Here is a 23,725-nt window from a genome sequence, read left to right as displayed (position 1 = left end):
CACCCCAACCCCCCGATAAATTGGGGGGCTTAATTCTTTTGTCACGGGATTGATCCCTGGGGTTAATCTAAAATCTAAAATCCAAAATTGATTAACCCTTACAAAGCACTTGTCGCATTTTACGCATATTTGCCGGCAACTCCAAGTTCATTGCTTGTTGAATGAAAATTGATGGAATTGGAATCAGAGGTGTAGCTTGCACAGTATAAGCAAGTATTGTGCCGTTACCGCAATCTTTGAGTTCTAAATTGGCGTTAAAGTCCTCAAAAGTCCCTTTTTCCATGCGAAACTGGATTTGCTGCCCCAGCACTTCTACAACGTTGAGGTAAATTTCCACTTGAGCCGTGAAAAAGAAGAAGGCTTTTTGTGCTGCTTGATATAGACGCTTGACTTCACCTTTCTGTACTACCTCGCTTTTGGTAATATCGGGAAAATATTGCACCCACCGGGGATAATCAGTTAGTTGCTGCCAAACTTGCGATCGCACCATCGGCACATACATCCAGGCTGTCACCGCGCCACCACACGTCTTGTGCGATCGCGTTTCTACCAAAATTTCACCCTGTACCAATAACTTTTGCTTGTCTTGACTCCAAGCCATATCTGAACCTGCAATAATTGAGTCTGATATATAAGACGCAGACATAATGATTTTAGTTACTCCTCAACTCATCCACCTAAATAGAGTTGAAACTACAAGCCATAAAACTTGATTTAGATCCAACCCATTAAATTTTATTTCCAGTCTAATACCTATCTTTCCCAGAAACAGTGATTTTCTGCTAATTATTTCAGTCACTTTACTGTAAAAACTGTGCTTCTTATCACAATTAACACAATCAATACTTAAGTGAGGTTTATCAGAGCAATATTTGTAGATGAAAACTGAGTTGTTAACAGCTAGAATGGCACAAACACAACCTAATATCAAGCACCTTAGCCCTAGCTCTGGATAGCATCTCTGGATTTTTAAGTGTTATTTCTGATGAAACTGTAACTTCATCGTAACTTCATATCTTAATTGTGAATATCAAGTGTAATCTCTATTGAGTTGAGAGGAAAAGTCGGTGAGTCAATCTTCTTTAAATCGTAGATTAATCCAAATTTTTGGTATGCTTCTCGGCGTTAGTGTCGCCGTCTGGGTACTCAGAGGCTTTGGGATTCTCACTTTTATTCCAGGTGGAATAATTTTGCTACTGCTACTAGGGGCTATAGCGATCGGGATAATCAGTTACGCCCAAAGGAGATGGTGGCGTATTTAATCGGGAAGCAATACCAACAATTTATTAAAGGAAACGAACATGGCAAAGTATAAATGCACTATTTGTAGCTATATATATGACCCAGAACAAGGCGATCCAGATAGCGGTATAGCACCGGGAACAGCCTTTGAAGATATACCAGAAGATTGGGTGTGTCCAACTTGCGGTGCCCAAAAATCAGACTTTGAACCTGATGAAGAGTAAAAATAACAGCTAGCCTAGTAAAGTACGTGCTATTGAGAAATTTTAGAACTTGCTACCGTTACAAATTGTAGTTATTGGGGGTGGGGCTGCGGGATTTTTTGGCGCGATCGCTTGTGCTAAAGCCAATCCTCAAGCCGAAGTTACATTACTCGAAGCGAGTCGCCAACCCCTAGCGAAAGTGCTAATTTCTGGTGGCGGACGCTGCAACGTGACTCATGCTTGCTTTGACTCTGAGGAATTGGTGCAAAATTACCCTAGAGGTGCAAAAGCTTTGCGGGGTGCTTTGACTCGGTTTGCCCCTCAAGATACAGTAGCTTGGTTTGCTACTCACGGAGTCTATCTCAAAACTGAAGCTGATGGGCGGATGTTTCCTGTCACCAATACTTCAGAAACCATTGTGGAATGTCTGATTAAAGCGGTGGCGACATCTGGGGTAAAACTGCGTATAGGGACACACGTCACTTCAGTGAAACGAACCTCAGCAGATGAGGGGTTTGATATTCTGCTGAAGTCGGGAGAGACGATTAAATGCGATCGCCTACTTTTGGCAACCGGTAGCAGCCTTGTGGGTTATAAAATTGTCCGAGAGTTAGGTCATCAAGTTGAACCCCCAGTACCCTCCTTATTTACCTTCAACATTGTCGATCAAAAGTTGCGGGATTTGGCTGGAGTTAGCGTTAACCCTGCCCAATTGCGGTTATCTGGGGGCGGAAAATCCCAATTACAACAAACTGGGCCATTGCTAATTACCCACTGGGGTTTGAGTGGCCCGGCTGTTTTGAAACTTTCTGCTTGGGGTGCGAGAGTTTTGCACCAAGGCCGCTATCAAGCCACATTATTGATTAATTGGCTGCCTCTTATGCACCAAGAACAAGTGCGAGAAAAAGTTTTAGCAGTTAAAGATGAATGGGGAAAGAAAGCGATCGCATTGCATCGTGGCGTTGATCTCCCCCATCGTCTCTGGCAATATATCATTGCTCGTGCAGGCATCACCACAGAAGACCGTTGGGCAGAAATATCTAGCAAAACCTTAAATCAACTAGTGCAAGAACTTACTCTGGGACAATACTTAATCAACGGCAAAGGAGCCTTCAAAGAAGAATTTGTTACCTGTGGTGGTGTCAAGCTTAAAGAAGTCAACTTCAAGACGATGGAAAGTAGGTTAGTTCCTGGTCTTTATTTTGCCGGAGAAATCTTAGATATTGATGGCGTTACCGGTGGGTTTAACTTTCAAAGTGCTTGGACAACCGGGTATTTAGCAGGAGTGGCAATGGCGACTAGCGATTAGTACTTCCGCACAGGGATTACAGCAGATTTCAACTTCTCTTCTTAGGCTACGCCAACATGAGGTACTGATATCGTCACCGTATAAATAGTTGTGATTTCCACAGTCATTGCACCCCACCCCCAACCTCCCCGCTCTTCGGGCTACGATGTACACACAAGTCCTAAAACCCAACTTGATAAGGCTTTACTCGTTCCCAGGCTCTGCCTGGGAACGAGAGAAATGGGAAATCGAGCTTTTTTCGACTTGTGTGTACACCGTAGGCTCTTCGGGAGGGGAGACAAAGCGTAGCTTTGGCGGGGTGGGGTTCTTCGGGTTTAATAAGTAATCAAGCGGGCATGATATGACTTAACTACTCTAATTTGCGTCAATTGAAAAAAAAAGGCGGGCAAGATGCCCACCCCACAGAATTTTGAGAATATTCTGTTGCTATTAACCCAACAATTGTTTAGCCTTAGCCAACACATTATCAACGCTAAAACCAAACTTCTCTAAACAAACATTACCTGGAGCCGAAGCACCAAAGCGATCGATACTAACGCAATCGCCTTCACTACCCACGTATTTGTGCCAACCGAAACTGCTAGCAGCTTCTACAGACAAGCGCTTGGTGACAGCTTTCGGCAAAATCGACTCTTTATAAGCCGCATCCTGTGCTTCAAACAGTTCCCATGAAGGTAGCGAGACAACCCGGACTTTCTTACCTTCAGCCGTGAGTTTTTCGGCGGCGGTGACGGCGAGGCTCAATTCTGAACCAGTGCCAATCAGGATGATCTCAGGTGTACCTTGGCTATCAACCACGGTGTATCCACCCTTGGCTACGCCCTCAATGGAAGTACCTGCCAAGTTTGGGACATTTTGACGGCTGAACGCGAACAGAGATGGAGCATTTTGTTTCGCCTTTTCGATCGCTATTTTATAAGCGCCAGAGGTTTCGTTACCGTCTGCGGGACGAAACACTAATAAATTAGGAATAGCTCGCAAGGAAGCTAAAGTTTCGATGGGTTGGTGTGTTGGCCCATCTTCACCTTGTCCAATGGAATCGTGAGTCATCACCCAAAGCACGCCAGCTTGGGAAAGGGCGGATAAGCGGATGGCAGCACGCATATAATCTGTGAAGATTAAGAAGGTTGCACCGTAGGGAATTAATCCCGAAGCGTGCAGCGCTATCCCATTACAGATTGCGCCCATAGCATGTTCCCGTACACCAAAGTGGATGTTGGGGTTTTCGTAATGCCCTTTTTGGAAGTCGCCCTTACCCTTGATTTCGGTCAAGTTGGAGTGGGTTAAGTCAGCCGAACCACCAATCAATTCAGGTAGAACCGCCGCCAGTTTGTTGAGGCAAGTTTCTGAATGTTTACGGGTGGGTAATCCTTTATCTTCTGGGGTGTAAGTTGGTAGTACTTTATCCCAACCATCGGGCAGTTTGCCGCTTATGTAACGTTCAAATTCAGCCGCTTCTTGGCCATACTTAGCTTTGTAGTCGGCAAAGGTTTTGTTCCATTCGGTTTCGTAACCTGCACCGCGCTCAACTGCTTTGCGTGTGTGGTTGAGAGCATCTTGTGGAATATCAAAAGGCTCGTATTCCCAACCCAAATTTTTCCGAGTCAATGCTATTTCGTCTCCACCCAAAGCAGCACCGTGAACGCCAGCAGTGTTTGCTTTATTGGGGGAACCATAACCGATGGTGGTTGTCACCTTAATCATTGATGGTTTATCGGTGACAGATTTAGCTTCTTCAATTGCTTTAGCGATCGCTTCTAAATCTGTATTACCATCTTTGACGTGCAAAACGTGCCAACCGTAAGCTTCAAAGCGCTTAGAAACGTCTTCGGTGAATGCCACATCTGTGGAACCGTCGATGGAAATGTGGTTGTCGTCGTATAAAGCGATGAGTTTCCCTAATCCCAAGTGTCCCGCAAAAGAAGCAGCTTCACCAGAAATTCCTTCCATGTTGCAACCGTCACCTAAAATTACGTAGGTGTAATGGTCAACAATCTTGGTATCGGGTTTGTTGTATTTAGCAGCAAGGTGTGCTTCGGCGATCGCTAAACCAACTCCATTGGCGATTCCTTGACCCAAGGGGCCAGTTGTGACTTCCACGCCTGGGGTCATGAAGTTTTCGGGGTGTCCAGGGGTTTTGGATTCCCATTGACGGAATTGCTTGATATCTTCAATGGTGACGCTATCGTAGCCTGCGAGGTACAGTAGGGCATACTGCAACATCGAGCCATGACCGGCAGACAAGACAAAGCGATCGCGATTAAACCACTTGGGATTCTTGGGGTTAAACTTCAAAAAGCGATCCCAAAGCACAAAAGCCATTGGAGCCGCGCCCATTGGTAGTCCTGGGTGTCCCGATTTTGCCTTTTCTACGGCATCAACAGCCAAGAAGCGGATCGAGTTAATACAAAGTTCTTCGAGGGATTGGGTTGCAACAGCCATAATCTCTTGTTTTTAACGACGGGTTAGCACTCTTTGTAGCTTCTCTTGCTGGGGTTATTTTTAGATTCCCCATAGTATCTTCATCATCCCATTCCCGCTTGTAGATGGACAAGCGGGATCTCCTGAGTTTATGGTGATAAATCAAGCTGATAATTGGGTCATGCTGAACGCTTACTTTATATCCGAATGATATTTCTGATACTTTGGGCATCCCTTCGGCTTCGCTCAGGGCAAGTGGGCATCCCTTCGGCTCCGCTCAGGGCAAGTGGGCATCCCTTCGGCTTCGCTCAGGGCAAGTGGGCATCCCTTCGGCTCCGCTCAGGGCAAGTGGGCATCCCTTCGGCTTCGCTCAGGGCAAGTGGGCATCCCTTCGGCTTCGCTCAGGGCAAGTGGGTATCCCTTCGGCTCCGCTCAGGGCAAGTGGGTATTGGTTATTAATTCTTGTCCCTCACTCCCTCATCCCCCTCATCTCCCCCTGCTCCCTGCTCCCTGCTCCCTGCCTCCTGCCTTCTTTTAAACGTATTTCTTAAAGGCTAGTGTGACATTATGACCGCCAAACCCAAAAGAATTGGATATTGCTACCTCGACTTTTTGAGCGCGGCTAGAGTGAGGCACATAATCTAAGTCACATTCTGGATCGGGATTTTCCAGATTGATTGTCGGTGGAATTTGGTCATTAGCGATCGCCAGTACTGTTGCTATTGCTTCAATACCCCCAGAACCGCCCAATAAATGACCTGTCATCGATTTGGTGGAGCTAATTGCCACCTTATAGGCATATTCTCCCAAGGCTTTTTTGATTGCTGAGGTTTCAGTTGAATCATTAGCTGGGGTGCTAGTGCCGTGGGCGTTAATGTAGCTAATTTGTTCGGGAGTTACTTGTGCATCCTTGAGAGCTAGTTCGATGGCTCTAGCTGCTCCGAGTCCACCAGGTACGGGGGAAGTGATATGGTAGGCGTCGCAGGTCATACCATAGCCGATCATTTCGGCATAAATGTGAGCGCCGCGATTGATGGCGTGTTGGAGTTCTTCTAGAATTAAAATTCCTGAACCTTCACCCAAGATAAATCCATTGCGATCGCGGTCAAAGGGACGGCAAGCATGAGCCGGATCATCATTGTTAAAAGAGAGTGCCTTGCAAGCGGCGAACCCAGCTATCGACAATGGTGTGACAGCTGACTCCGTTCCCCCGCAAATCATCGCCTGGGCATATCCCCCTTGAATTAAGCGAAAAGCATCTCCTATGGCATTGGAACCAGCAGCACAAGCGGTTACAGGGCATGAGTTGGGACCTTTAGCGCCTGTGTGAATTGCCGTTAATCCTGCTGCCATATTAGCGATCATCATCGGGATCATGAATGGACTACAGCGATCTGGACCACGGTTGAGGTAGATAGTTTGCTGGTCTTCTAATACCTTAATGCCACCAATGCCAGAACCGATCATGACACCTACCTGTTCTGCATTCAGGTCATTGATCACTAACTGCGCGTTAGATAGAGCCTGTTTTGCTGCCGCAACCCCAAATTGGGAAAATCGATCCATACGCTTGGCATCTTTACGCTCCAAGTAATCATGGGGATCGAAATTTTTCACCTCACCAGCAATCCGGCAATCATGGCGAGACGCATCAAATAATGTGATGTAGTCAATGCCATTGCGTCCACTCAATAATCCATTCCAATATTCTGTTGCTGTGTTACCTATTGGTGTAATCGCGCCAACACCAGTTACAACAACGCGTTTACGTGTATGATCTGTCATGATTCAGTTAAAAATGGCGAAAAAGCAGCAGGCAAAAAATTCGAGCCTACCAACTAGGTACTGGTGAGCCAGCGCGGTCTTAAAGGTTTCCTTTGTGAGCGACTGGCATCGGATTTGCCGACTTAGAGCGAGTGGCGTTAGTGACGTTCCTAACGTCACATAAAAGGTGACTAGGTGTTGGATAAAAATTTTCCCAATCCCCAATCCCCAATTAAGCTGATGCGGTAACTTTACTATTGATGTAATCTACTGCATCTTGAACCGATGTAATCTGCTCCGCAGCTTCATCGGGAATTTCGATTTCAAATTCTTCTTCCAAGGCCATCACCAATTCAACGGTATCGAGAGAATCTGCTCCCAGGTCTTCCATAAATTTGGCTTGTGGTGTCACTGTATCAGGCGATTCAACACTCAGTTGTTCGATGACGATTTTCTTGACTCTTTCAAAAAGTTCCGTTTGGCTCATAAGTAATAAAATTCCTTAACCAGTTGCGAAGTTCTGCTCTTTAGAGGAGACATTGTTTTGAGCATATACATCTTATCGTCAAGCGCGATCGCCCGCATACTGCCAAGGGTTTTTATCTGAGAAAACCTTTCTTCTAATGAAGAATGGGGTAAGTTTTCTCTTAATACTTGGGTAGTGGGGCGTGTTACGCTATGGCCGATACCTTGTAAATGCTTCAGGTTTTCAATTATTGCTAAGATTTTTTACAATGTCTCCATCGGTATTTACAGCCTTGCTAGCAATCAGAATATGTAGATGCTGCGGCTTTTAACCTAGACGGTTAAAGGGTTGCTGAACATCAAACATCAGAACTTCGGTGCTAACAAGGGATGAAAAAACAGTTATTGTTTAGAGCGATCGTTCTAACCCAAACATACTTCTATGCTACCTCACACCCTGAAATACGCTTACTTCCCCGGTTGTGTTGCCCAAGGGGCCTGTCGGGAACTTTACCAGTCAACTCAAGCCCTGACTCAAGCACTGGGCATTGAATTGGTTGAACTGAAAAAAGCTGCTTGCTGCGGTTCTGGCACATTTAAAGAAGATTCCCAATTGCTAGAAGATACAGTCAACGCCAGAAATATTGCTTTAGCAGAAGAATTAAATCTGCCCTTGCTTACCCATTGCAGCACTTGTCAAGGTGTTATCGGTCACGTCAATGAAAATCTGAAGGAATGTAAGACTTCTAACCCGGACTACATTGAACAGGTTAATGGCTTGCTGCAAAAGGAAGGGTGTTCGCCTTATCGCGGCAGTACTGAAGTTAAACATCTTCTCTACGCCTTGGTGACAGATTACGGTTTAGAGGAAATTACCAAACGTGTCACCCGGAAGTTAACTGGATTAAAATGTGCCGCGTTTTATGGCTGTTATCTCCTCCGCGCCCAAAAATCTATGCCTGATGACGATCCGTTCCAACCGGAAGCGATGGAAAATATGTTTCGGGCGGTGGGTGCAACACCAATTTATTACCGAGGTCGGACACAATGTTGTGGTTGGCCGCTTTCTAGTTATGCCACTACCCAATCTTTCCAGATGGCGGGGATGCATATTCAAGACGCTTTAGCATCTGGTGCTGATTGTATAGTTACGCCTTGTCCTCTGTGCCACTTAAATTTAGATTCGCGTCAGCCAGAGGTGGAAAAGGTGATTGAACAGAAGTTAGGTTTACCAGTGTTGCATTTACCCCAGTTGATTGCTTTGGCACTTGGGGTTAGTCCCAAAGAACTGGGTTTAGACCGTCACGTTGTTTCCACAAAGTCAGTGTTGGAAAAATTAGGATTTTAGTTTAGGCGATTTACAGGAATAAATATACCGCCGCCGTTGGTTTCGACACAGGTATTTTCTTTCTCGGAAATCACCTTATTGAGTAGAAGTTTCGAGTTCTGAACTCCAACTGCCGAGTCAAAAGGTGCAACTTCCGAGTTCTGAACTCCAACTGCCGAGTTAAAAGGTGCAACTGCCGAGTTCTGAACTCCAACTGCCGAGTCAAAAGGTGCAACTTCCGAGTTCTGAACTCCAACTGCCAAGTTAAAAGGTGCAACTTCCGAGTTCTGAACTCCAACTGCCGAGTTAAAAGGTGCAACTTCCGAGTTATAAACCTCGTTTCCAATTTCTCGACTGGAAATGCTGCTCTTGGTGGCTCTGCCGCCAGTGAGGGCTAATACTGCGTAAATACTGCGTAGGTTTTGAATCGATCCCCCAACCCCCCTTTTTAAGGGGGGCTAAGAATCAATACGCTTGGGTTAAGGATTTTTGGTATTGATTTTAGACCTGTAGAGACGCGAAATTTCGCGTCTCTACCAAGGATTTCGGGCTTAACTGAACAGTATTGGGCTAAGAATGGCTCTATTTCCCCCTTACCAATTCCCAATTCCCAATTCCCCCTTACCAATTCCCAATTCCTTTAATCTTGTGGGCAATCGGGCAGTGTTGTGACTTCAAACCAATACTCCACAAGCAGTTGAATATCTCGTTTCAGTTGAGAAAAATTTATCGGCTTAACAATATAACTGTTGACTCCCGATCGATAGCATACTTCAATATCTTTGGGATTATTAGAGGTGGTAAACACCACAACCGGAATCATATTCAAGTTATCATCATGTTTAATTCGGTGCAATACTTCTCGTCCATCAGTTCCGGGCAGATTCAAGTCAAGCACTATCAAACCGGGACGGGGCGAACTCTCGCGCTCTACATACTTGCCAGTCCGATAAAGAAAGGCCAACGCTTGTTCCCCACTCACACACCGATGAATGGGGATACTAATGTGAGATTTTCGGAGAAATCTTTGCAGTGCCTCAAAGTCTTCGTTGCTATCCTCGACAATTAAAAGTAATGGCGTTTGCCTGAGAGGAGAAGCTGAAATACTAGTCATGGGTTAGCCTCCGCTGACAGGGTGAAATAAAACGTACTTCCTTGAGTGGGAGTGGATTCCACCCAAATTCTACCACCGTGACGTTCGACGATTTTCCGGGCAATGGTTAACCCTACCCCAGTTCCCCCGCCAAAGTCGTCTCGTCCATGTAAGCGGCGGAAGATTTGAAAAATTTTGTCGAGATGCTCTGGTGGGATGCCAATGCCGTTATCACGGACATAGAAAGTCAGAGGAGTGGGAGCAGCTTTTTCTTTCGTATTTTCTTCGAGCAAACCAATTTCGGCCCACTTCTCAGGTTTATCATTGTACTTAATGGCGTTGCTGATCAGGTTGCTGAAGAGTTCATTAATCTGAGCGCGATCGCACAAAATGCTTTGAAGTGGTCGAGGAATACGAAACTCAACTTCGCTTTGCGGTCGGGCGATGGTCAAGGTGGTGATTATCTGTGGCACTAATTCATCCAAATTCACTGGTTGTCTGATCAGTTCGGCGCGTCCCAACCGGGAGAAATGCAGCAGTGAATTAATCAAGTCTTCCATGCGCTGCGTCAGCCGTACCAGAGTTTGGAGTTTGGCAACCCCATCATCATCCAAGACTTCTGCATAGTCTTCCATTAAAAAGTTAGCATAATTGTGAATGCCCCGGAGCGGTTCTTTTAAGTCATGGGAGGCAACGTAGGCGAAAGAATCGAGTTCTTCGTTACTGCGTTGTAATTCATAATTCATTGATGCTAGTTTGTCTGCCTGCCGCAACACAACGCCCACAACCAAGCTTCGCAATTCAGTAACCGCTTCAATTTCACAGGCTTTCCAGGGCAGGGCACACCCTTGCACTGTTTCTTGCCATAATTCAAAGGATTTGCGAGGAGATATTCTTAAATTACCATTTGATAAAAGTTCTACAGGTTTGTTGGGGTTGCCTCCCCAATTCACAGTTTGCATCACCTCTGGACGAAACCAGAGAATGTAATTGTGGTGAACTTTAGAAATTTCCAGGGCTAACACCCCACTAGCGATCGCTTTAAATGACTCGGCGGCAGGATAATCTTTAAAGAGCGATCGTGTCTCAAACAAGTTATGAAAAAGGTGAGGTTTAATCCAATGGAGTAAAGCGTGAACCTCTTCCTCTGATGGCGTTTTACCCACTCGAATGCACTGATCGCCACTACATATCACCGCTCCGGTAGCATTCACCAAATTGAGTAATTGCGATTTCAGTTGCACCATGCCATCCAGGAAATATTCAGCCTGAGATAACGCTTCGACAAATTCAGTTTGTAATGACTTCAATTGCCTTTTATATTCAATATCTTCACTCGCTTCTTTGTTTGCCAGTTCCACAGACATCACCTGTCCAATAAACTCGCACACGGTGCGGATATTGTAAGGAAGATATTTGGGCGACGAATGATGACAGGCAATCAATCCCCAAAGCTTTTGATCGTGCATTAGGGAAATAGACATGGAGGCAGTCACGCCCATATTTTGCAAGTACTCTTGATGAATTGGAGAAACACTCCGCAACACCGATAAACTCATATCAAGTGGTTGATTTGTCAAGGGATTGTCTGCTGGAATTAAGGCAACAGGTTGATAATTGGCATTTGGGATCAGCCGCAGCCAGTTGAGAGTGTATAGCTGTCGAGCTTGCTTGGGAATGTCAGAGGGCGGATAGTGTAAGTCTAAATAGGGCGTTTCCTGGTCAGTATCTTCAGCGATTACCCTACCTGCCCCTTCCTGATCAAATCGATAGACCATGACACGTTCAAAGCCAGTAATCCGCCGAACTTCTGTAACTACGAGTTGGCATATTTCCACGAGCGTGGGGGCTTTTTGAATCCGGGTAATGGTTCCTCTTACCTGTTGATAGAAGTCAAAAAAGCCTGTTTTGCCTTTCGCTTTTTTCGGCTCCAATTCCATAATAATCATGTTATCTAAATGATGCACAATGCCATCAAAATAGATTGATTTTTTCAAATGCTTGATGGACAAATTGAGGGGATTGATGCTTTCAAAATCTTCTTTTAGACATTGTTCAATCAGCTTAATCTGCTTGGCATCGAATAAGTCTGATAGCGGCTTACCCAGCAATTCCTCTGGTTGACGGCCAACAACTTGCTGAGTGTTGCTGCTCACCTGAACTATTTCCAGAGTAGGATATTGCAAAGCTAGTAAAATCCCGTGAGGTTGAATTAGACCTGGAATGTGAATCGGTTCGCGATCGCAGTTTGTCAAATCAATCGTCTCATCAGTCACGTCGCTTTGCTCCCAATTCCAAGTTGCAAATTCAAAATTAACAAGTTTTTAACCCAAGTTCGCGTAGCGTTCCGCAAAGGTGCGTAAAATCCTCGTGACAAAACTTACAGCTATTTTCAGATAAATAGACCACGCGGTAGGGGCTTTAGCATTGCTAATTGGTGTCAACTTCAGGTTAAAAGGGCGGTTAGAAACCGCGTCTAGACGAGGCTTAAGTTGACACGCATGAGCAATGCTGTGTCCTTACGAAAGATGTGGTTCAAATACATAAAAACTGGTGTAATTACAGCACTTTTGCTAGCTTTGAGGATGTACCTCATAGCTGAAAGGTATGCTAGGAGAGGGGCAAGGAGAAAAACTATATTCCATAATAGCCGGAAGCGCTGTATGAATACGAATTGGTTTAATCATTACTATTTTTTAATTTACGTTGCAATTGTTTTAGCGATTGATACATATCTGGCAGGCGACTATAAACAGCAGATGCCTTGAGATATAATTTGTGAGGAAGGGCTGGAGTTCCAGAGACAATTTCTCCTGGTGCAACATCGTTATGAATTCCAGCTTGAGCAGATGCGATCGCTCCATCTCCCATTTTCGCTTGATTGGCAATTCCTACTTGCCCAGCTAGAATTACCCGATTTCCAAGTTTGACTGCGCCGGCCATACCAGCCTGAGCTGCGATCGCACAGCCGGCACCAATTTGGCAACCATGACCTATTTGTACTAAGTTATCAATTACTGTATTGCTACCTATCCGTGTTTCTCCGACGGCTGGGCGGTCAATGGCGGTATTGCAGCCAACTTCCACGCCATCTTCTAAGACTGTGTAGCCAGATTGTTCCATTTTGAACCAACCAGTCCGGGTAGGAACGAAGCCAAAGCCTTCTGCACCAATGACAGCCCCACTGTGAATGACACAATCTGCACCGATGCGGGTGCGTTCGTGGATGGTACAGTTGGCGTGCAAGGTGGTGCGATCGCCTATTTTGGCATCTGGATAAATCACCACATTGGGATGAATGATTGCACCATTGCCAATTTCTACCCCTTGTTGAATCACAGCATGGGGGCCAATATAAACATCACTACCAACTTTTGCGGTGGAGTGAATTACAGCACTGGGATGAATTTCTGGGACGGGGCGATATGGTTGGTAAAAAAGTGCGATCGCTTTGGCAAACAACAGTCGCGGATTTGGAGTCTCTATCCAGACAATACCCCTCTCTTGTGCAAGCATCTGTAATTTTTCGTCCTGGGGCAAAATTAAAGCAGTCGCATTGGTCTTGCTGACAAAAGACCCAAATTTTGTACCTTCTACGTAGCTGAGAGTACCGTTGGTAGCTTCATCAACGGCTGCTACCCCTGTAATTTCTAGGTCATGATCTGGGTTGCTAGTCAGACTATGATTGGTAGCCGCATCACCAAATTGGCGGAGGATTTCGCTGAATTTCATTGTTCGGTGTGTTCAAAATTGATCTACAAAGGATGGTAGCTTTATTTTTGCCATATCTAAGCTGAAAAAAGTTGCCTAGTTTACCGCCGCAGGCATCGCTCAACTTTTTAGAGGCTATCTACTACCAAAAATATTGATTTTCTATCACTGTTGTTTGGCGGGTGGAAGAGTCGTATTTCAGCAGGTATTCACGAGCGATCGCTTCGTTTTCTCGCAGTGTTTCTACTTCTTTCTGTCCAATCTCGGTATCGGTAGATAACAAAATTACTTGATGGCTGGCGGATGGAAAGTAACGTTCAACTAAGTTACTCCGGTGAGAGGAATCTAGTCTACCTAACGGTGTATCGATTGCTACTGGCAAGCGGTGTCCAGAGACTTTGGCTAAACCCCAGAGGAAGGCGATCGCTAGTAGTTGTTTTTCGCCAGCCGATAAACGATGTTTAGGGACTGGTTTACCATTGAAATCATACAAGGAAAGTCCGAAAGTATTAGTATCAATGGCAATACGATGCACTAAATCTGATTTGTGAAGGAGATAAAGGAAGCAATTTTTAACTTCTTCCTCTAATTTATTGAGTTTTCTCAAGGTTAATTTCTCACGGAAAATCTTGAGTGTTTCTTGAACTTTAGCCGCAGAGTTAATAATATGTTCGTTATTTTTATATTTAATATTTTCTACAGTGTATTCACTTAATTCTTTTTTAGACTTAGCAATAATAGTTTCTAATTCAGCTAACCGACGGCGAATTGTTTCGTAACTTGCTTTAGCTTCAACAACATGATTTTGTGCCGCTTCTACTGCCTGACGGAGCTTTGTATAATCTTCTGGTGCTGCTGCTGTTTGCACTTGTCTTTCCAGAGTGATAATTTCTTCTTCTTGATTTTTGATAATAGCTAATTTTTCTTTTGCCGAAATTTGAGAATTTTGCAAATGATAGATGAGATTATCTAGCTGACTTAAGGTTTCATCATCAGCTAATAACCAAGATGCTTCCATATCGAGAGTTTTTGCATATAAATTCTCTACATCTTCGACTAGAAATGATTGAATTTTTTCAACTTGTATTACAGCAATTTCTACCTGACTTAGCCAACTGAGTAAGCGCTGATCTCTCTCAATTAACAAATCTTTGGAAATTTGGATCTGTCGATGGCGAAATTCTTGTTCTCCCTGGGTTTGCACTTGAGTAAGTAAATTGGGAATTAATGCTAAGGGTAAAACATCAGCCGCCAATTCACACATTAACTGACGCACTTGTTCAATTTCCGCAGTTTTCGCTTTCTGTTGTATTTCTAGTTGATTGCGTTCTGCCGCAATTTTACCACCCTCCGAAATAAATTTATCAAAAGCTTCTTGCTGCTTTATTTCTAATTCTTCTAGTTGATTTTTGATATTTTCTAAATTCTGTTCACTTTCTTGATAATCTTGTTGCTGTTGCGTCAATCTTTTTTCAATTTCTTCTAGATTAGCTAAATCTTTAGTATCAGCAAATTCTTTGCGTTTACGGTTAACTAAAATATCTAAATCAACTGCCAAACGATCTGCCAACTCTAGTCCAAAAAGTCCGCGAATAGCTTCAACAACAATCGGTGGTGGTATTTCCTGTTCTGCGAGTTCTTTAACCTGTTCACCATCAAAGAGAAATAAGTTAGAAATTCCTAAAGGTAGGAGATTTTCTATATACTCATCCCAGATATTAACTAAAGCATCAGGCCAGGTATCACTGTCGCCTAAAATACCTAATGTATCTTTACCATCTTTAGGGTTTTTTGTCCAACTACGCACAACACGGTATTTTATTGGTTTGTCGTTTTCAATATGTTCAAAAAGTAATTCAATCCGGGTATCTGCAACTGGATCTATTCTCTTGGAAAGTTGCTCCTCTTGGGGAGACCCCAAGACCGCACTTTCCGCTTTGTTGTTAACACATTGATTGAGAAAATCGTTATAACTTAAATTACCACGGGTAGAACATTGGGCGCGGGGGCCGTAAAGGGCGAGACGAATGGCATCCATAAGGGTAGTTTTTCCGCCGCCATTCATCCCACCTAATAAGATAATTGGGTGTGAGCTTTCCTCATCAATTTTTGGGTTAAGATTGATTACCTGTTTCCCACTGTAGGGGCCAAAGTTTTGTAGAACGAGTTCAAGAAATATCATTGATTTTTAAGATTAACATGAGTTCGACAGCGATCGCAGAAGCAGAAAGTTTGTGATCAAAGGAATCAGATAAAATTAATTAGATGGTTTTGTCTGACGCATTGATAAAAAATATTGTCTATGAAACATAGATAATACCATCACTAACTGTTAAGAAATACGATTGTATCTGTCTCTGTGTTGGTAAGCGTAGCTAGATTTGCACACCTCCAGCTTGAAAAATCTGTTCGGGGGTTAAATTCAATTCTGGGAAAGTAGGCGAGACAATATGGGTATCGCCTTTAAATTGAGTAACTTGGTACTCACCATCAATTAATTGATAAATGGATATAGTAGGCAGCTTAGGATTGCCAATAAACTTCCTAGCACCTATAGCTGCATAATCTATAATCCAATATTCGGGAATACCTATACCTTCATAATCAGCTAATTTTTTGTAGTAATCATCTCGCCAATTAGTACTAACAACTTCAATAACTAATGGAATAGATGTAGCTTGAGATACAGTTGATTCTTTTTTCCATAAAGGCTCATTCACTAAATTTGGTCGATTGATTATTAAGATGTCTGGTGAATAAGCTGATTCACCTTCAAATGGCTTGACTAATACAGTTTTTGGAATGAAGTAAGGAAGCTTTTGTTGCCCAATTTCGATAGATATATTTAGCGCCAAAAAACCAACAACATCTTCATGATCTCCGACTGGTTGTGCCATTTCAACAATCACGCCATCATGTAATTCGTATCTCCCACCCTCCGGTCGCCAAGCTGCAAAATCTTCAAAAGTTACTAATTTGTGTATGGCTTGAATCATAGAACCTCGCTTGTTTTAAGATAACCCAACTTTGTCAAGCGTTCTTTAAGTAGTTTGGTTGACTCCCGTCTTCTATTATTCTGAGTTTTCCTTTTTAAATTTCATACTTGCCCAAGTTACCTGCTCATCACTTTCACCTTCATCGACTTCATTGATTGCTGCAACATCGCCCAAAGTCATCTGCTTGACTTTTGCAACATCACCTTGACTAACCGCTTCGCTTAATTCGCGTTTTAAACGAGCATTTTTGATCGCATCTTCTGGAGAACGGGAACTCGTATTAAAACATTTTTCTAGGGTGTCGTATATTCCGACGCGACGAGTCTTTTTGCGATACTGGCGTTCTGTGTCTAACAATTTCGCCATCAGTTCCAAGTGCATCGCGTCACCTTCACAGATTTCTTCTAATACTATCCATTCATCACGACCTAGTAGGCTATAGTCAGCACCAGGACGGGGGTCTTGAAATTCTTCGCCTGTCACTTCTTGATAAATCCGGGGTAAGCTATCATCAAATTCGTGTTTGTCTTCTAGCCAAATGCGGCGAATTTCGCTCATTTCTTCGAGAGTAATTAGGGTGATATCGCGCATATTTTCTGGCGCTGTCCGACGGGTTTTTGTTTGCGCTTCTAATAATCGTCTGAGCCAATGTTCCCGCCAATATTTGGTATAGGGACCAGGTATTGGTTCGACAGATATCTCCCCATCTTTATTACGCTCAAAAAGTTGGACTTCACCCCAAATTCTTCTAAAATCTCTTTTATCTCGATCATCTTTAATATCTAGTTCGTTACGGATATCTAATAATGGCTGCATCCATTCTTTTTCTTCATCATTTTGAATCATTGCCTCCATTGATCTATCCTTACTCACTAGTGTGCAAACCCAGCAGCCAAATCGGGAATCACCGCAGCTAGGAGTAGAAGTATCAACAACTAGTGGACATTCATTATCGGCTGTTGCACCTCGATACATAGTGAATAATTCTTTATTGCTTTGTCCCCAAGGATTATCCCACTGATTCAGGTATATCCAGACATCGTTATTACTCCAATCTTCAATAGGGGTATAAATTAAGGAGTTGGGTAAGCTGGCATTAGGACTCAGGCGATCGCGTACTCTATCAAGTTGATGCTTTTTCATTGTGGCAGCACGTTTGGAGCTTTCTGCTTTGCGAGTCCCCAATACAAGAATTGTTTCACCGTTAGCTCTAACTATTTCACGGATGAATTGATTAGCAGGATTAATTTTTAAACGTGGTGTACACCAACGAAACTGGTTACGAGGTGCTGGATATCCCTTACCAATAAGATTTACCCAAAATGTGTCTTCAATTACTGGTTGTAGTAGATGTGGATCAATTGGCATCCCCTGTTTATTAGCAGCTACTTTGAGATTTTGCAAGGATTTGCGAACCCAAGCAGACACTACAGGATTTTCTACCTTCGTATCTGTTGTAATTACATAGACTGTTTTAGTTCTTTTTTCTGGAGGAAGAGCCGCGATCGCATTCCATACAAGCTGCAATACTGTACTAGAGTCTTTTCCCCAAGATACGCCTAAAACCCAAGGAATCTCATCTAAACAATACAATTCTTGAATTTCAGTGGTGAGAGCTTTGATATCTTCCACTAAATCTGCTACAGTACGTGCTTGCTGAACTTTATTTTCTGGTTGTTGTGCTGTAGTCATTTCTCCTTCTCTCTGGAAACACTGGCATAATATTCGGGCGAATAGAATTCGTTATACATACAAAACCCACCGACCTGGGTTAAATAAAAGTTTTTAAAAACTTTACTACTAATATCCAATTTTCTGGATAATTAAACTACATAATCTTATTCTGTTTTTAAAATTTAACATGAAAGATAGTTCATCTGACTCAACTGCTGACATCGCTAGAGAGTACCTGGAACGGGAAAACAAGGAAAAACAGGTACTAGCTTTACTCCTAGAGAACTTTTTAGGGAGAAAAGATCAGATTCTCGTTCAAAAAACCGAGATGGGTGGTACTGAGGCTTATGTTAGCTCTGTTACCTTGGAATGGTTTGCCGGTCGGGTTCACTTCGCCTCTGGCTTACCTCTGTTTCAAAAAAAGTATAATTCTGAGACTGATAATGTCGAGATTGACGCAGATAGTATTGATGAAATTCAACAGCGTCCCCTTGATTGGTCACGTCAAGCACCGCTAGTCCAGTATTTAGCGGCTCGACAAAATCACAAGTTTCCGCCAGTGCTGGTAGTAATTAATCAACCGTGGGTGGATAATCCTAAAGCTGCTGAGTGGGATAGTGAAGGACGAGCTACAAAGTCTACTACTGATTTCATCCCCCTAGATAAAGACGCTAAAGTAGGTCTGCTAAATATTTCTGAGGATGATGTAACTATTTATGCACTAGATGGTCAACACCGATTAATGGGTGTACAGGGGTTGATGGAGTTAATTAAAACTCGCAAACTCCAGCGCTATAAAAAAGATAAAGGTGCTGATGACAGTTTTATTACAGTAAATGATTTGATTGACAAGTACCAAGTAGACCTTGCTTACTTGCAAAATTTACCCAAAGAAAAAATTGGTATTGAGTTCATCTGTGCAGTAGCGGCTGGGGAAACTCGCACCCAGGCGAGGCGGAGAGTAAGATCGATTTTTGTTCATGTTAACCTGATGGCTGCACCCTTAACTAAAGGGCAACTAACACAGTTGAATGAAGATGATGGTTTTGCGATCGTTGCTAGAAAAATTGCAGTTACACATCCACTATTAGAACAAAAACAAGATCGCAATCCCCGTGTTAATTGGAATAGTGCAACAGTGGCTTCCAATTCTACAGTTTTGACGACTTTGCAAGCTCTGCAAGATATGTCTGAGCGATATTTGGCTCAAAAGTTCCCCCACTGGAAACCCTTGGAGAAAGGTCTAATTCCCATGCGTCCAGAGGATGAAGAACTTCAGCAGGGAATTGAGGAATTTAAAAAGCTATTTGATTCTTTGGCTAGTCTTTCTAGTTACAAAATTTTAGAACACGAGGATACACCAGCTTTACGGCGCTTCAGCTTTGAGAAAGATGGAGGTGAAGGAAATATGCTTTTCCGTCCGGTTGCTCAAGTTGCATTAGCGCAAGCTTTGGGAATTTTGGTTTTTAAAAAAGGTTTTTCCTTAGCAGATATTTTTAAGAAACTGCGGAAGTTTGACCAGCAAGGTGGTTTTAGTGGTATGGAGTATCCCCAATCTCTCTGGTATGGGATTTTGTATGACCCAAATAAAAAGCGAGTTCAGGTTGCTGGACGAGATTTGGCGGCGAAGTTATTAGTTTACATCCTGGGTGGAATTCAGGAACAGATGGAACGTGCTGAACTTCGTAAAGCTTTAGCGGATGCTAGGACTGTGGAAGATAAAACTATAGGTTTTGATGGCAAGTTTGTTGAACCGAAAGCGGTAGGACTTCCAAATATTCTGAGCTAGCAAAGTTAAGTATGGATTTTCAGTGTGGTTTTTACCGATGCTACAGTCCATAAGGGTTGCATATCATGTTTGCTAACATCTACTAATTTATATTAGGTATTGATATGACTCAACCAATTGAGGATGGGAACAATAGCATTTCTCCTCAGATTAAAGCTCAGTTTAGCTCCTTTATTGAGCCATTTTTCTCACAATATCATCGCGATCGCTGCTATCCGGGGCTAATTTTTCAGCAGGGAAAGCGGACAATGTTGCAAATTAATGTACCTGCGAGTGACTTTTCTGGTCTTCTCCAAGCTAAACCATCAACTGGGAATGATCCTGATTCTGGTAAAAATCGCCCAGAGGTTAAAGGTCATGCTGATGAAATTAAAAAATATATTGTTGACCGTTCTCGAAAAGAAAAACCTTGGATTGTCGGAACTTTGACTGCTAATGTAGCTCCAAAAGACATAACAATTCTTGAACTTGGTAGGGGCATTTGTCTAGTTGTTATTCGTCGTGGAGTCAAGTTAGATATCACAGATGGACAACATCGTAAACGTGCAATTCATGAATTGATAGAAAGTACTGAAAGCCACTTAATCAGTGATGATGATTTTGCAATTACTCTAGTTTTAGAGGGTGATTTTCAACAATGTCAGGCAGATTTCAGAGACATGGCTCAAACAAAACAACTTGATAAATCATTGTTATTATCATTTGGTGAGTTCTCTGGCCGAGTTGGTATTACTAAAGAATTAATAAAACGAGTGCCAATGTTTCAGGGTAAGACAGAGAAAATTAAATCAAGTCCTGCAACTAAACAAAAGCTGATTTACACAACAAATTTTATAGCTAGGTTTGTAAGTTGCATTTTTACTAACGATCCAGGTAATCAGCTTCGAGATTATGATGTTTATCAAGCATCAGATCCTTTGGTTATCTGTCTTAATAGATTTTTCTCAGAATGTAGTAACACTGAGTATATTGCTGATACAACTGTTGAAGAAATCACAACAGATGAAGTAACTGCATTTAAAGAAGACTGTATTCTAGGTATAAGCGTTGGACTGGAAGTTTTAGGGCGTTTATTGCACTATATATATGATCCAGAAAACAATTATTTTAATGAAGAAAAAATTTCACAACTAGCACAGTTAGATTGGTCAAGAGAAAACCAACTTTGGAAGGATAACGTAATTAGAATAGATGCCCAACCTAAAAATCCAGACAAGCCATATAGAATATCTGCTACTGTTAGTGCAGTAACAGATGCAGTCAAAACAGTAAAAATTACACTGGGGTGGATGTAAAGTTATTGCTTTGAAGCATTACTTAAAAGTCAAGATAGGAATTTGGTTAGATCAAATTCCTCATCTTGCTGCTCTGTATTATTTCTCTCATAACTGAGAATTAATAAAAGTCGCTCTGAATAGTCTACTGCTCCACGCAGTTCATTTTGTATAATCTCTAAACCAGCATTAGCATACTCTTCAAAAATGTGAATGCGTTCCTCGTCAGCTACATTATCATCATCTATAATCTTAATGTTTTCTGTTTCGGTGATAGCCAACAAATTAATTAATAGAGTGAAACTACTAGTAAAATAATCTTGTCGCAGTGGTGATAAATCTTTAGAAATTACCTCTAAAGGAACGCGCTTTTTATTTTTAACGCCCAACGCTGCTGCAAACACCATTACTTCTACATAAGTCTGAAAAGGCCCAGTTGTGTCTTTTGATGCGACTAGAGATTTCACTAACTCAGCCTTATCTTTAGCAACCCTGATTCTATTTGCAGCCATGATTTGAATATCTATTTTGTAGCTATATTAACCGAAAATTACAAGGAATGCCTAGATTGGGCTTTGCCTACGCTCCCATAATGACGATTATTCTATACTAAGTACGATAGCGATCGCTTAAACAAACAAATTATTCACTAACATAGTCTATCCTGGCACTGCGGGTTCAACTTCAGCCACCTCACCACATAAAAAACTCAAAAAACTGAAATGACTGAATTACAAAATATCCAGAATCAAGAATTATCTTCCAGAAAAATAGCTGTTAAATATCTTATATGTGGCCCCAAGACATTCCAAATTGCTAGTGAAAGTTCGGTCTGAACAGGAATAAATACAGCCGAGTAATTAAAACTATTTGTGGATTAGTTAGATTACGACTAAATCGATTAGTTTTATTCACATAAATAATTAGTAGCTGCTCTGAAAAATGATTTTTGTCTCTTCTATCTTGGCAGAAATCTTTGATAAAATAGCCGGTTATAGTGTCAAAAGCCTACTTTTATCGTGGCTTTCATGACGCGATCGCAATTCCCCATCCCGGCAACCTGCGGTGTGGTGGGAGTACCCTTACGGAGGACTGGATGGGAGCTAACCTCAAACAGATTGCCAACTATTTAGACAACCTTGGTTGGGACTACCGTTTTGATGATGAAGAAGACCGAATTATAACAGGTGTGGAGGCTGATAACTTAGAAGATTTCCTAATAGTTGTCCAGTTGGATGAAGAAGGAAAATTTTTTCGGGTATTTGCCCCTCAAGTTCTGGCAGGAATTCAAGACCATCCTCACAAGGCAATTATCCTACAGACAATGCTTGCCATTTCCTGGGAAACCAAAATGTTGCAATGGGAGTATGACCCATCCGATGGTGAAATTCGTGCAATTATTGAGTTTCCTTTAGAAGACTCCATTCTCACAGAAAGACAATTTCACCGTTGTCTGAGTGGGTTAATTCAGATTGTGGATGGCATAGCGATACCTCGCCTAAAACAAGTGATGGCCACAGGTCTCGATCCGGGGAATATAGAACTTGGGGAAAGACTGTTACTCAGTATCCAAGAAGAAGCCCCAGGATTGTTAGATTTGCTGGAAAAAGCAATGGAAGCGCGAAAAAAACGAGGAAGTTTTAAGGGCGAGTGAGACGGAACATCACTTAAATAGCTATACTCCAAAGTGATACCCTCACTATATACTGAAATTTTCTGGGGCTGGATATTATGACATCCTATGCAACCTCCTCTGCCAAAGCGGAAATGAGTGAACTACGGCGGTTGAAAGGCTTATTACCGCCAGAATTACAGAGCTGGGTCACGGTTGAAGGCACAACTGAGGTCAATCCACCCCTGGTTCGTTGCGAAGAAATTGGTAAAGACCAGGTAGAAATTCAAATTGACTTGGTGAAATGGGATGCCCTCGCAATGGATCAGCGTAATCTGCTGTTCTGGCATGAAGTTGCTCGCGTTCAAAATGACACAATTCCTAAAGATGGTTGGGAAATGGCAGCACTAGCCATCGGTTTAGGTGGTGCTGTAGGTGAATTGTGGGTACAAGATGGATTGCTACTGGTGTTAGCTTTGTCGCTGTGTGGTGTGTCAGGCTGGCGACTGTATCAAAAGAATAATGGGGAAAAGCAACTAAAAGAATTGCTGAATGCTGATGAGAAAGCGATCGCCTTAGCAACTCGTTTTGGTTATAGCCTCCCCAATGCCTACAAGAGTCTTGGCAGCGCCTTAAAAACCCTGATTGACAATACTCCTGGTAAGCGCCAACGGTCGAGATATGAAGCAAGACTCTCTGCTCTCAAACGCAGTGCTAATAAGGCAAAAGCTAAATCCAAAACTCCAGATGAGGACTCACTGTAAAAACAAATCAACCTGAGTTCGATGAACCTCTTCCCTACCTGTTAAGGGACTGACAAATAAAAAAACATCCCAAATTTTCTT

At 42.7% G+C, this 23,725-nt stretch carries 20 protein-coding genes; 8 read left to right on the top strand and 12 right to left on the bottom strand.

The genetic code is table 11. The features are described from left to right. Positions 1 to 91: 91 nt before the first annotated feature. The gene (locus V7K50_RS05905) at positions 92 to 646 is read right to left on the bottom strand and encodes an SRPBCC family protein (RefSeq protein ID WP_334958105.1); all 555 of its coding nucleotides are present in this window, start codon (positions 644 to 646) and stop codon (positions 92 to 94) included. A 421-nt stretch (positions 647 to 1,067) separates the two neighbouring features. Here V7K50_RS05905 and V7K50_RS05900 point away from each other — a divergent pair, with 421 nt between their 5' ends. The 3 genes from V7K50_RS05900 to V7K50_RS05890 are packed head-to-tail and all read left to right on the top strand — an operon-like array spanning position 1,068 to position 2,754. Continuing rightward, positions 1,068 to 1,262 carry a hypothetical protein gene (locus tag V7K50_RS05900; protein ID WP_334958103.1) on the top strand — a complete coding sequence of 65 codons (195 nt, stop codon included), beginning with the start codon at positions 1,068 to 1,070 and terminating at the stop codon, positions 1,260 to 1,262. 39 nt (positions 1,263 to 1,301) lie between these two features. After that, positions 1,302 to 1,466, top strand: a complete 165-nt coding sequence (rd, locus tag V7K50_RS05895; protein WP_334958101.1) for a rubredoxin — start codon at positions 1,302 to 1,304, stop codon at positions 1,464 to 1,466. A 49-nt stretch (positions 1,467 to 1,515) separates the two neighbouring features. Further along, complete coding sequence (locus V7K50_RS05890) at positions 1,516 to 2,754, top strand: NAD(P)/FAD-dependent oxidoreductase (RefSeq protein ID WP_334958099.1); 1,239 nt, start codon at positions 1,516 to 1,518, stop codon at positions 2,752 to 2,754. A gap of 429 nt (positions 2,755 to 3,183) precedes the next feature. Here the strand turns inward: V7K50_RS05890 and tkt are convergent, their stop codons facing one another. The 3 genes from tkt to acpP form a co-directional block, all read right to left on the bottom strand. After that, positions 3,184 to 5,196 carry a transketolase gene (gene tkt, locus V7K50_RS05885; protein WP_334958097.1) on the bottom strand — a complete coding sequence of 671 codons (2,013 nt, stop codon included), beginning with the start codon at positions 5,194 to 5,196 and terminating at the stop codon, positions 3,184 to 3,186. 513 nt (positions 5,197 to 5,709) lie between these two features. Further along, entirely contained in the window at positions 5,710 to 6,960 is a 1,251-nt protein-coding gene (gene fabF, locus V7K50_RS05880) for a beta-ketoacyl-ACP synthase II (RefSeq protein WP_334958095.1), read from the bottom strand. Between the two features lie 211 nt (positions 6,961 to 7,171). Further along, positions 7,172 to 7,426, bottom strand: coding sequence for an acyl carrier protein (gene acpP, locus V7K50_RS05875; protein ID WP_334803048.1), 255 nt, complete (start codon positions 7,424 to 7,426; stop codon positions 7,172 to 7,174). A gap of 420 nt (positions 7,427 to 7,846) precedes the next feature. Between acpP and V7K50_RS05870 the strand changes: the two genes are divergently transcribed. Then, a complete protein-coding gene (locus V7K50_RS05870; RefSeq protein WP_334958093.1) occupies positions 7,847 to 8,752 on the top strand; it encodes a CoB--CoM heterodisulfide reductase iron-sulfur subunit B family protein in 906 nt (301 codons plus the stop codon). On the opposite strand, the gene V7K50_RS05865 is transcribed toward V7K50_RS05870, so the two are convergent. The 7 genes from V7K50_RS05865 to dndC form a co-directional block, all read right to left on the bottom strand. After that, the gene (locus V7K50_RS05865; protein WP_334958091.1) at positions 8,749 to 8,994 is read right to left on the bottom strand and encodes a hypothetical protein; all 246 of its coding nucleotides are present in this window, start codon (positions 8,992 to 8,994) and stop codon (positions 8,749 to 8,751) included. The genes V7K50_RS05870 and V7K50_RS05865 overlap by 4 nt on opposite strands. A gap of 377 nt (positions 8,995 to 9,371) precedes the next feature. Then, a complete protein-coding gene (locus V7K50_RS05860) occupies positions 9,372 to 9,845 on the bottom strand; it encodes a response regulator (RefSeq protein ID WP_334958089.1) in 474 nt (157 codons plus the stop codon). Then, entirely contained in the window at positions 9,842 to 12,100 is a 2,259-nt protein-coding gene (locus V7K50_RS05855; protein ID WP_334958087.1) for an ATP-binding protein, read from the bottom strand. Before V7K50_RS05855 ends, V7K50_RS05860 begins: the two co-directional genes overlap by 4 nt. Positions 12,101 to 12,503: 403 nt before the next feature. Next, positions 12,504 to 13,556, bottom strand: coding sequence for a UDP-3-O-(3-hydroxymyristoyl)glucosamine N-acyltransferase (gene lpxD / locus V7K50_RS05850; protein WP_334958085.1), 1,053 nt, complete (start codon positions 13,554 to 13,556; stop codon positions 12,504 to 12,506). A 121-nt stretch (positions 13,557 to 13,677) separates the two neighbouring features. Further along, the gene (dndD, locus tag V7K50_RS05845; protein ID WP_334958083.1) at positions 13,678 to 15,717 is read right to left on the bottom strand and encodes a DNA sulfur modification protein DndD; all 2,040 of its coding nucleotides are present in this window, start codon (positions 15,715 to 15,717) and stop codon (positions 13,678 to 13,680) included. A gap of 193 nt (positions 15,718 to 15,910) precedes the next feature. After that, positions 15,911 to 16,531, bottom strand: a complete 621-nt coding sequence (locus tag V7K50_RS05840) for a Uma2 family endonuclease (RefSeq protein WP_334958081.1) — start codon at positions 16,529 to 16,531, stop codon at positions 15,911 to 15,913. A 75-nt stretch (positions 16,532 to 16,606) separates the two neighbouring features. Beyond that, on the bottom strand, positions 16,607 to 18,223 hold the full coding sequence (gene dndC / locus V7K50_RS05835; RefSeq protein WP_334958079.1) for a DNA phosphorothioation system sulfurtransferase DndC: 1,617 nt from the start codon (positions 18,221 to 18,223) through the stop codon (positions 16,607 to 16,609). Between the two features lie 169 nt (positions 18,224 to 18,392). Here dndC and V7K50_RS05830 point away from each other — a divergent pair, with 169 nt between their 5' ends. Together V7K50_RS05830 and V7K50_RS05825 are read left to right on the top strand one after the other, a co-directional pair. Beyond that, complete coding sequence (locus tag V7K50_RS05830) at positions 18,393 to 19,994, top strand: DGQHR domain-containing protein (RefSeq protein ID WP_334958077.1); 1,602 nt, start codon at positions 18,393 to 18,395, stop codon at positions 19,992 to 19,994. Positions 19,995 to 20,098: 104 nt separating this feature from the next. Next, entirely contained in the window at positions 20,099 to 21,289 is a 1,191-nt protein-coding gene (locus tag V7K50_RS05825) for a DNA sulfur modification protein DndB (protein ID WP_334958075.1), read from the top strand. 29 nt (positions 21,290 to 21,318) lie between these two features. Here V7K50_RS05825 and V7K50_RS05820 read toward each other — a convergent pair whose 3' ends face one another. Continuing rightward, positions 21,319 to 21,780 carry a DNA phosphorothioation-associated protein 4 gene (locus tag V7K50_RS05820; protein WP_334958074.1) on the bottom strand — a complete coding sequence of 154 codons (462 nt, stop codon included), beginning with the start codon at positions 21,778 to 21,780 and terminating at the stop codon, positions 21,319 to 21,321. 584 nt (positions 21,781 to 22,364) lie between these two features. On the opposite strand from V7K50_RS05820, the gene V7K50_RS05815 reads away from it, so the two are divergent. Together V7K50_RS05815 and V7K50_RS05810 are read left to right on the top strand one after the other, a co-directional pair. Beyond that, positions 22,365 to 22,922, top strand: coding sequence for a hypothetical protein (locus V7K50_RS05815; RefSeq protein ID WP_334958383.1), 558 nt, complete (start codon positions 22,365 to 22,367; stop codon positions 22,920 to 22,922). Positions 22,923 to 22,999: 77 nt separating this feature from the next. Continuing rightward, positions 23,000 to 23,644: a DUF3318 domain-containing protein gene (locus V7K50_RS05810; RefSeq protein ID WP_334958072.1), complete on the top strand. Its 645-nt coding sequence runs from the start codon at positions 23,000 to 23,002 to the stop codon at positions 23,642 to 23,644. The last annotated feature ends 81 nt before the right edge of the window (positions 23,645 to 23,725 follow it).

Source organism: Nostoc sp., from assembly GCF_036917135.1.
GTDB lineage: Bacteria > Cyanobacteriota > Cyanobacteriia > Cyanobacteriales > Nostocaceae > Nostoc.
Note: the sequence above shows the minus strand (reverse complement) of the source record. Positions and strands in the feature narration are given on the sequence as shown.

What these genes read in the sequence shown, in the direction of transcription:
- V7K50_RS05905 (WP_334958105.1), bottom strand. Translation starts at nt 646, where the DNA reads ATGTCTGCGTCTTATATATCAGACTCAATTATTGCAGGTTCAGATATG.
- rd (WP_334958101.1), top strand. Translation starts at nt 1,302, where the DNA reads ATGGCAAAGTATAAATGCACTATTTGTAGCTATATATATGACCCAGAA.
- tkt (WP_334958097.1), bottom strand. Translation starts at nt 5,196, where the DNA reads ATGGCTGTTGCAACCCAATCCCTCGAAGAACTTTGTATTAACTCGATC.
- fabF (WP_334958095.1), bottom strand. Translation starts at nt 6,960, where the DNA reads ATGACAGATCATACACGTAAACGCGTTGTTGTAACTGGTGTTGGCGCG.
- acpP (WP_334803048.1), bottom strand. Translation starts at nt 7,426, where the DNA reads ATGAGCCAAACGGAACTTTTTGAAAGAGTCAAGAAAATCGTCATCGAA.
- V7K50_RS05870 (WP_334958093.1), top strand. Translation starts at nt 7,847, where the DNA reads ATGCTACCTCACACCCTGAAATACGCTTACTTCCCCGGTTGTGTTGCC.
- V7K50_RS05860 (WP_334958089.1), bottom strand. Translation starts at nt 9,845, where the DNA reads ATGACTAGTATTTCAGCTTCTCCTCTCAGGCAAACGCCATTACTTTTA.
- lpxD (WP_334958085.1), bottom strand. Translation starts at nt 13,556, where the DNA reads ATGAAATTCAGCGAAATCCTCCGCCAATTTGGTGATGCGGCTACCAAT.
- dndD (WP_334958083.1), bottom strand. Translation starts at nt 15,717, where the DNA reads ATGATATTTCTTGAACTCGTTCTACAAAACTTTGGCCCCTACAGTGGG.
- V7K50_RS05840 (WP_334958081.1), bottom strand. Translation starts at nt 16,531, where the DNA reads ATGATTCAAGCCATACACAAATTAGTAACTTTTGAAGATTTTGCAGCT.
- dndC (WP_334958079.1), bottom strand. Translation starts at nt 18,223, where the DNA reads ATGACTACAGCACAACAACCAGAAAATAAAGTTCAGCAAGCACGTACT.
- V7K50_RS05830 (WP_334958077.1), top strand. Translation starts at nt 18,393, where the DNA reads ATGAAAGATAGTTCATCTGACTCAACTGCTGACATCGCTAGAGAGTAC.
- V7K50_RS05825 (WP_334958075.1), top strand. Translation starts at nt 20,099, where the DNA reads ATGACTCAACCAATTGAGGATGGGAACAATAGCATTTCTCCTCAGATT.
- V7K50_RS05820 (WP_334958074.1), bottom strand. Translation starts at nt 21,780, where the DNA reads ATGGCTGCAAATAGAATCAGGGTTGCTAAAGATAAGGCTGAGTTAGTG.
- V7K50_RS05815 (WP_334958383.1), top strand. Translation starts at nt 22,365, where the DNA reads ATGGGAGCTAACCTCAAACAGATTGCCAACTATTTAGACAACCTTGGT.
- V7K50_RS05810 (WP_334958072.1), top strand. Translation starts at nt 23,000, where the DNA reads ATGACATCCTATGCAACCTCCTCTGCCAAAGCGGAAATGAGTGAACTA.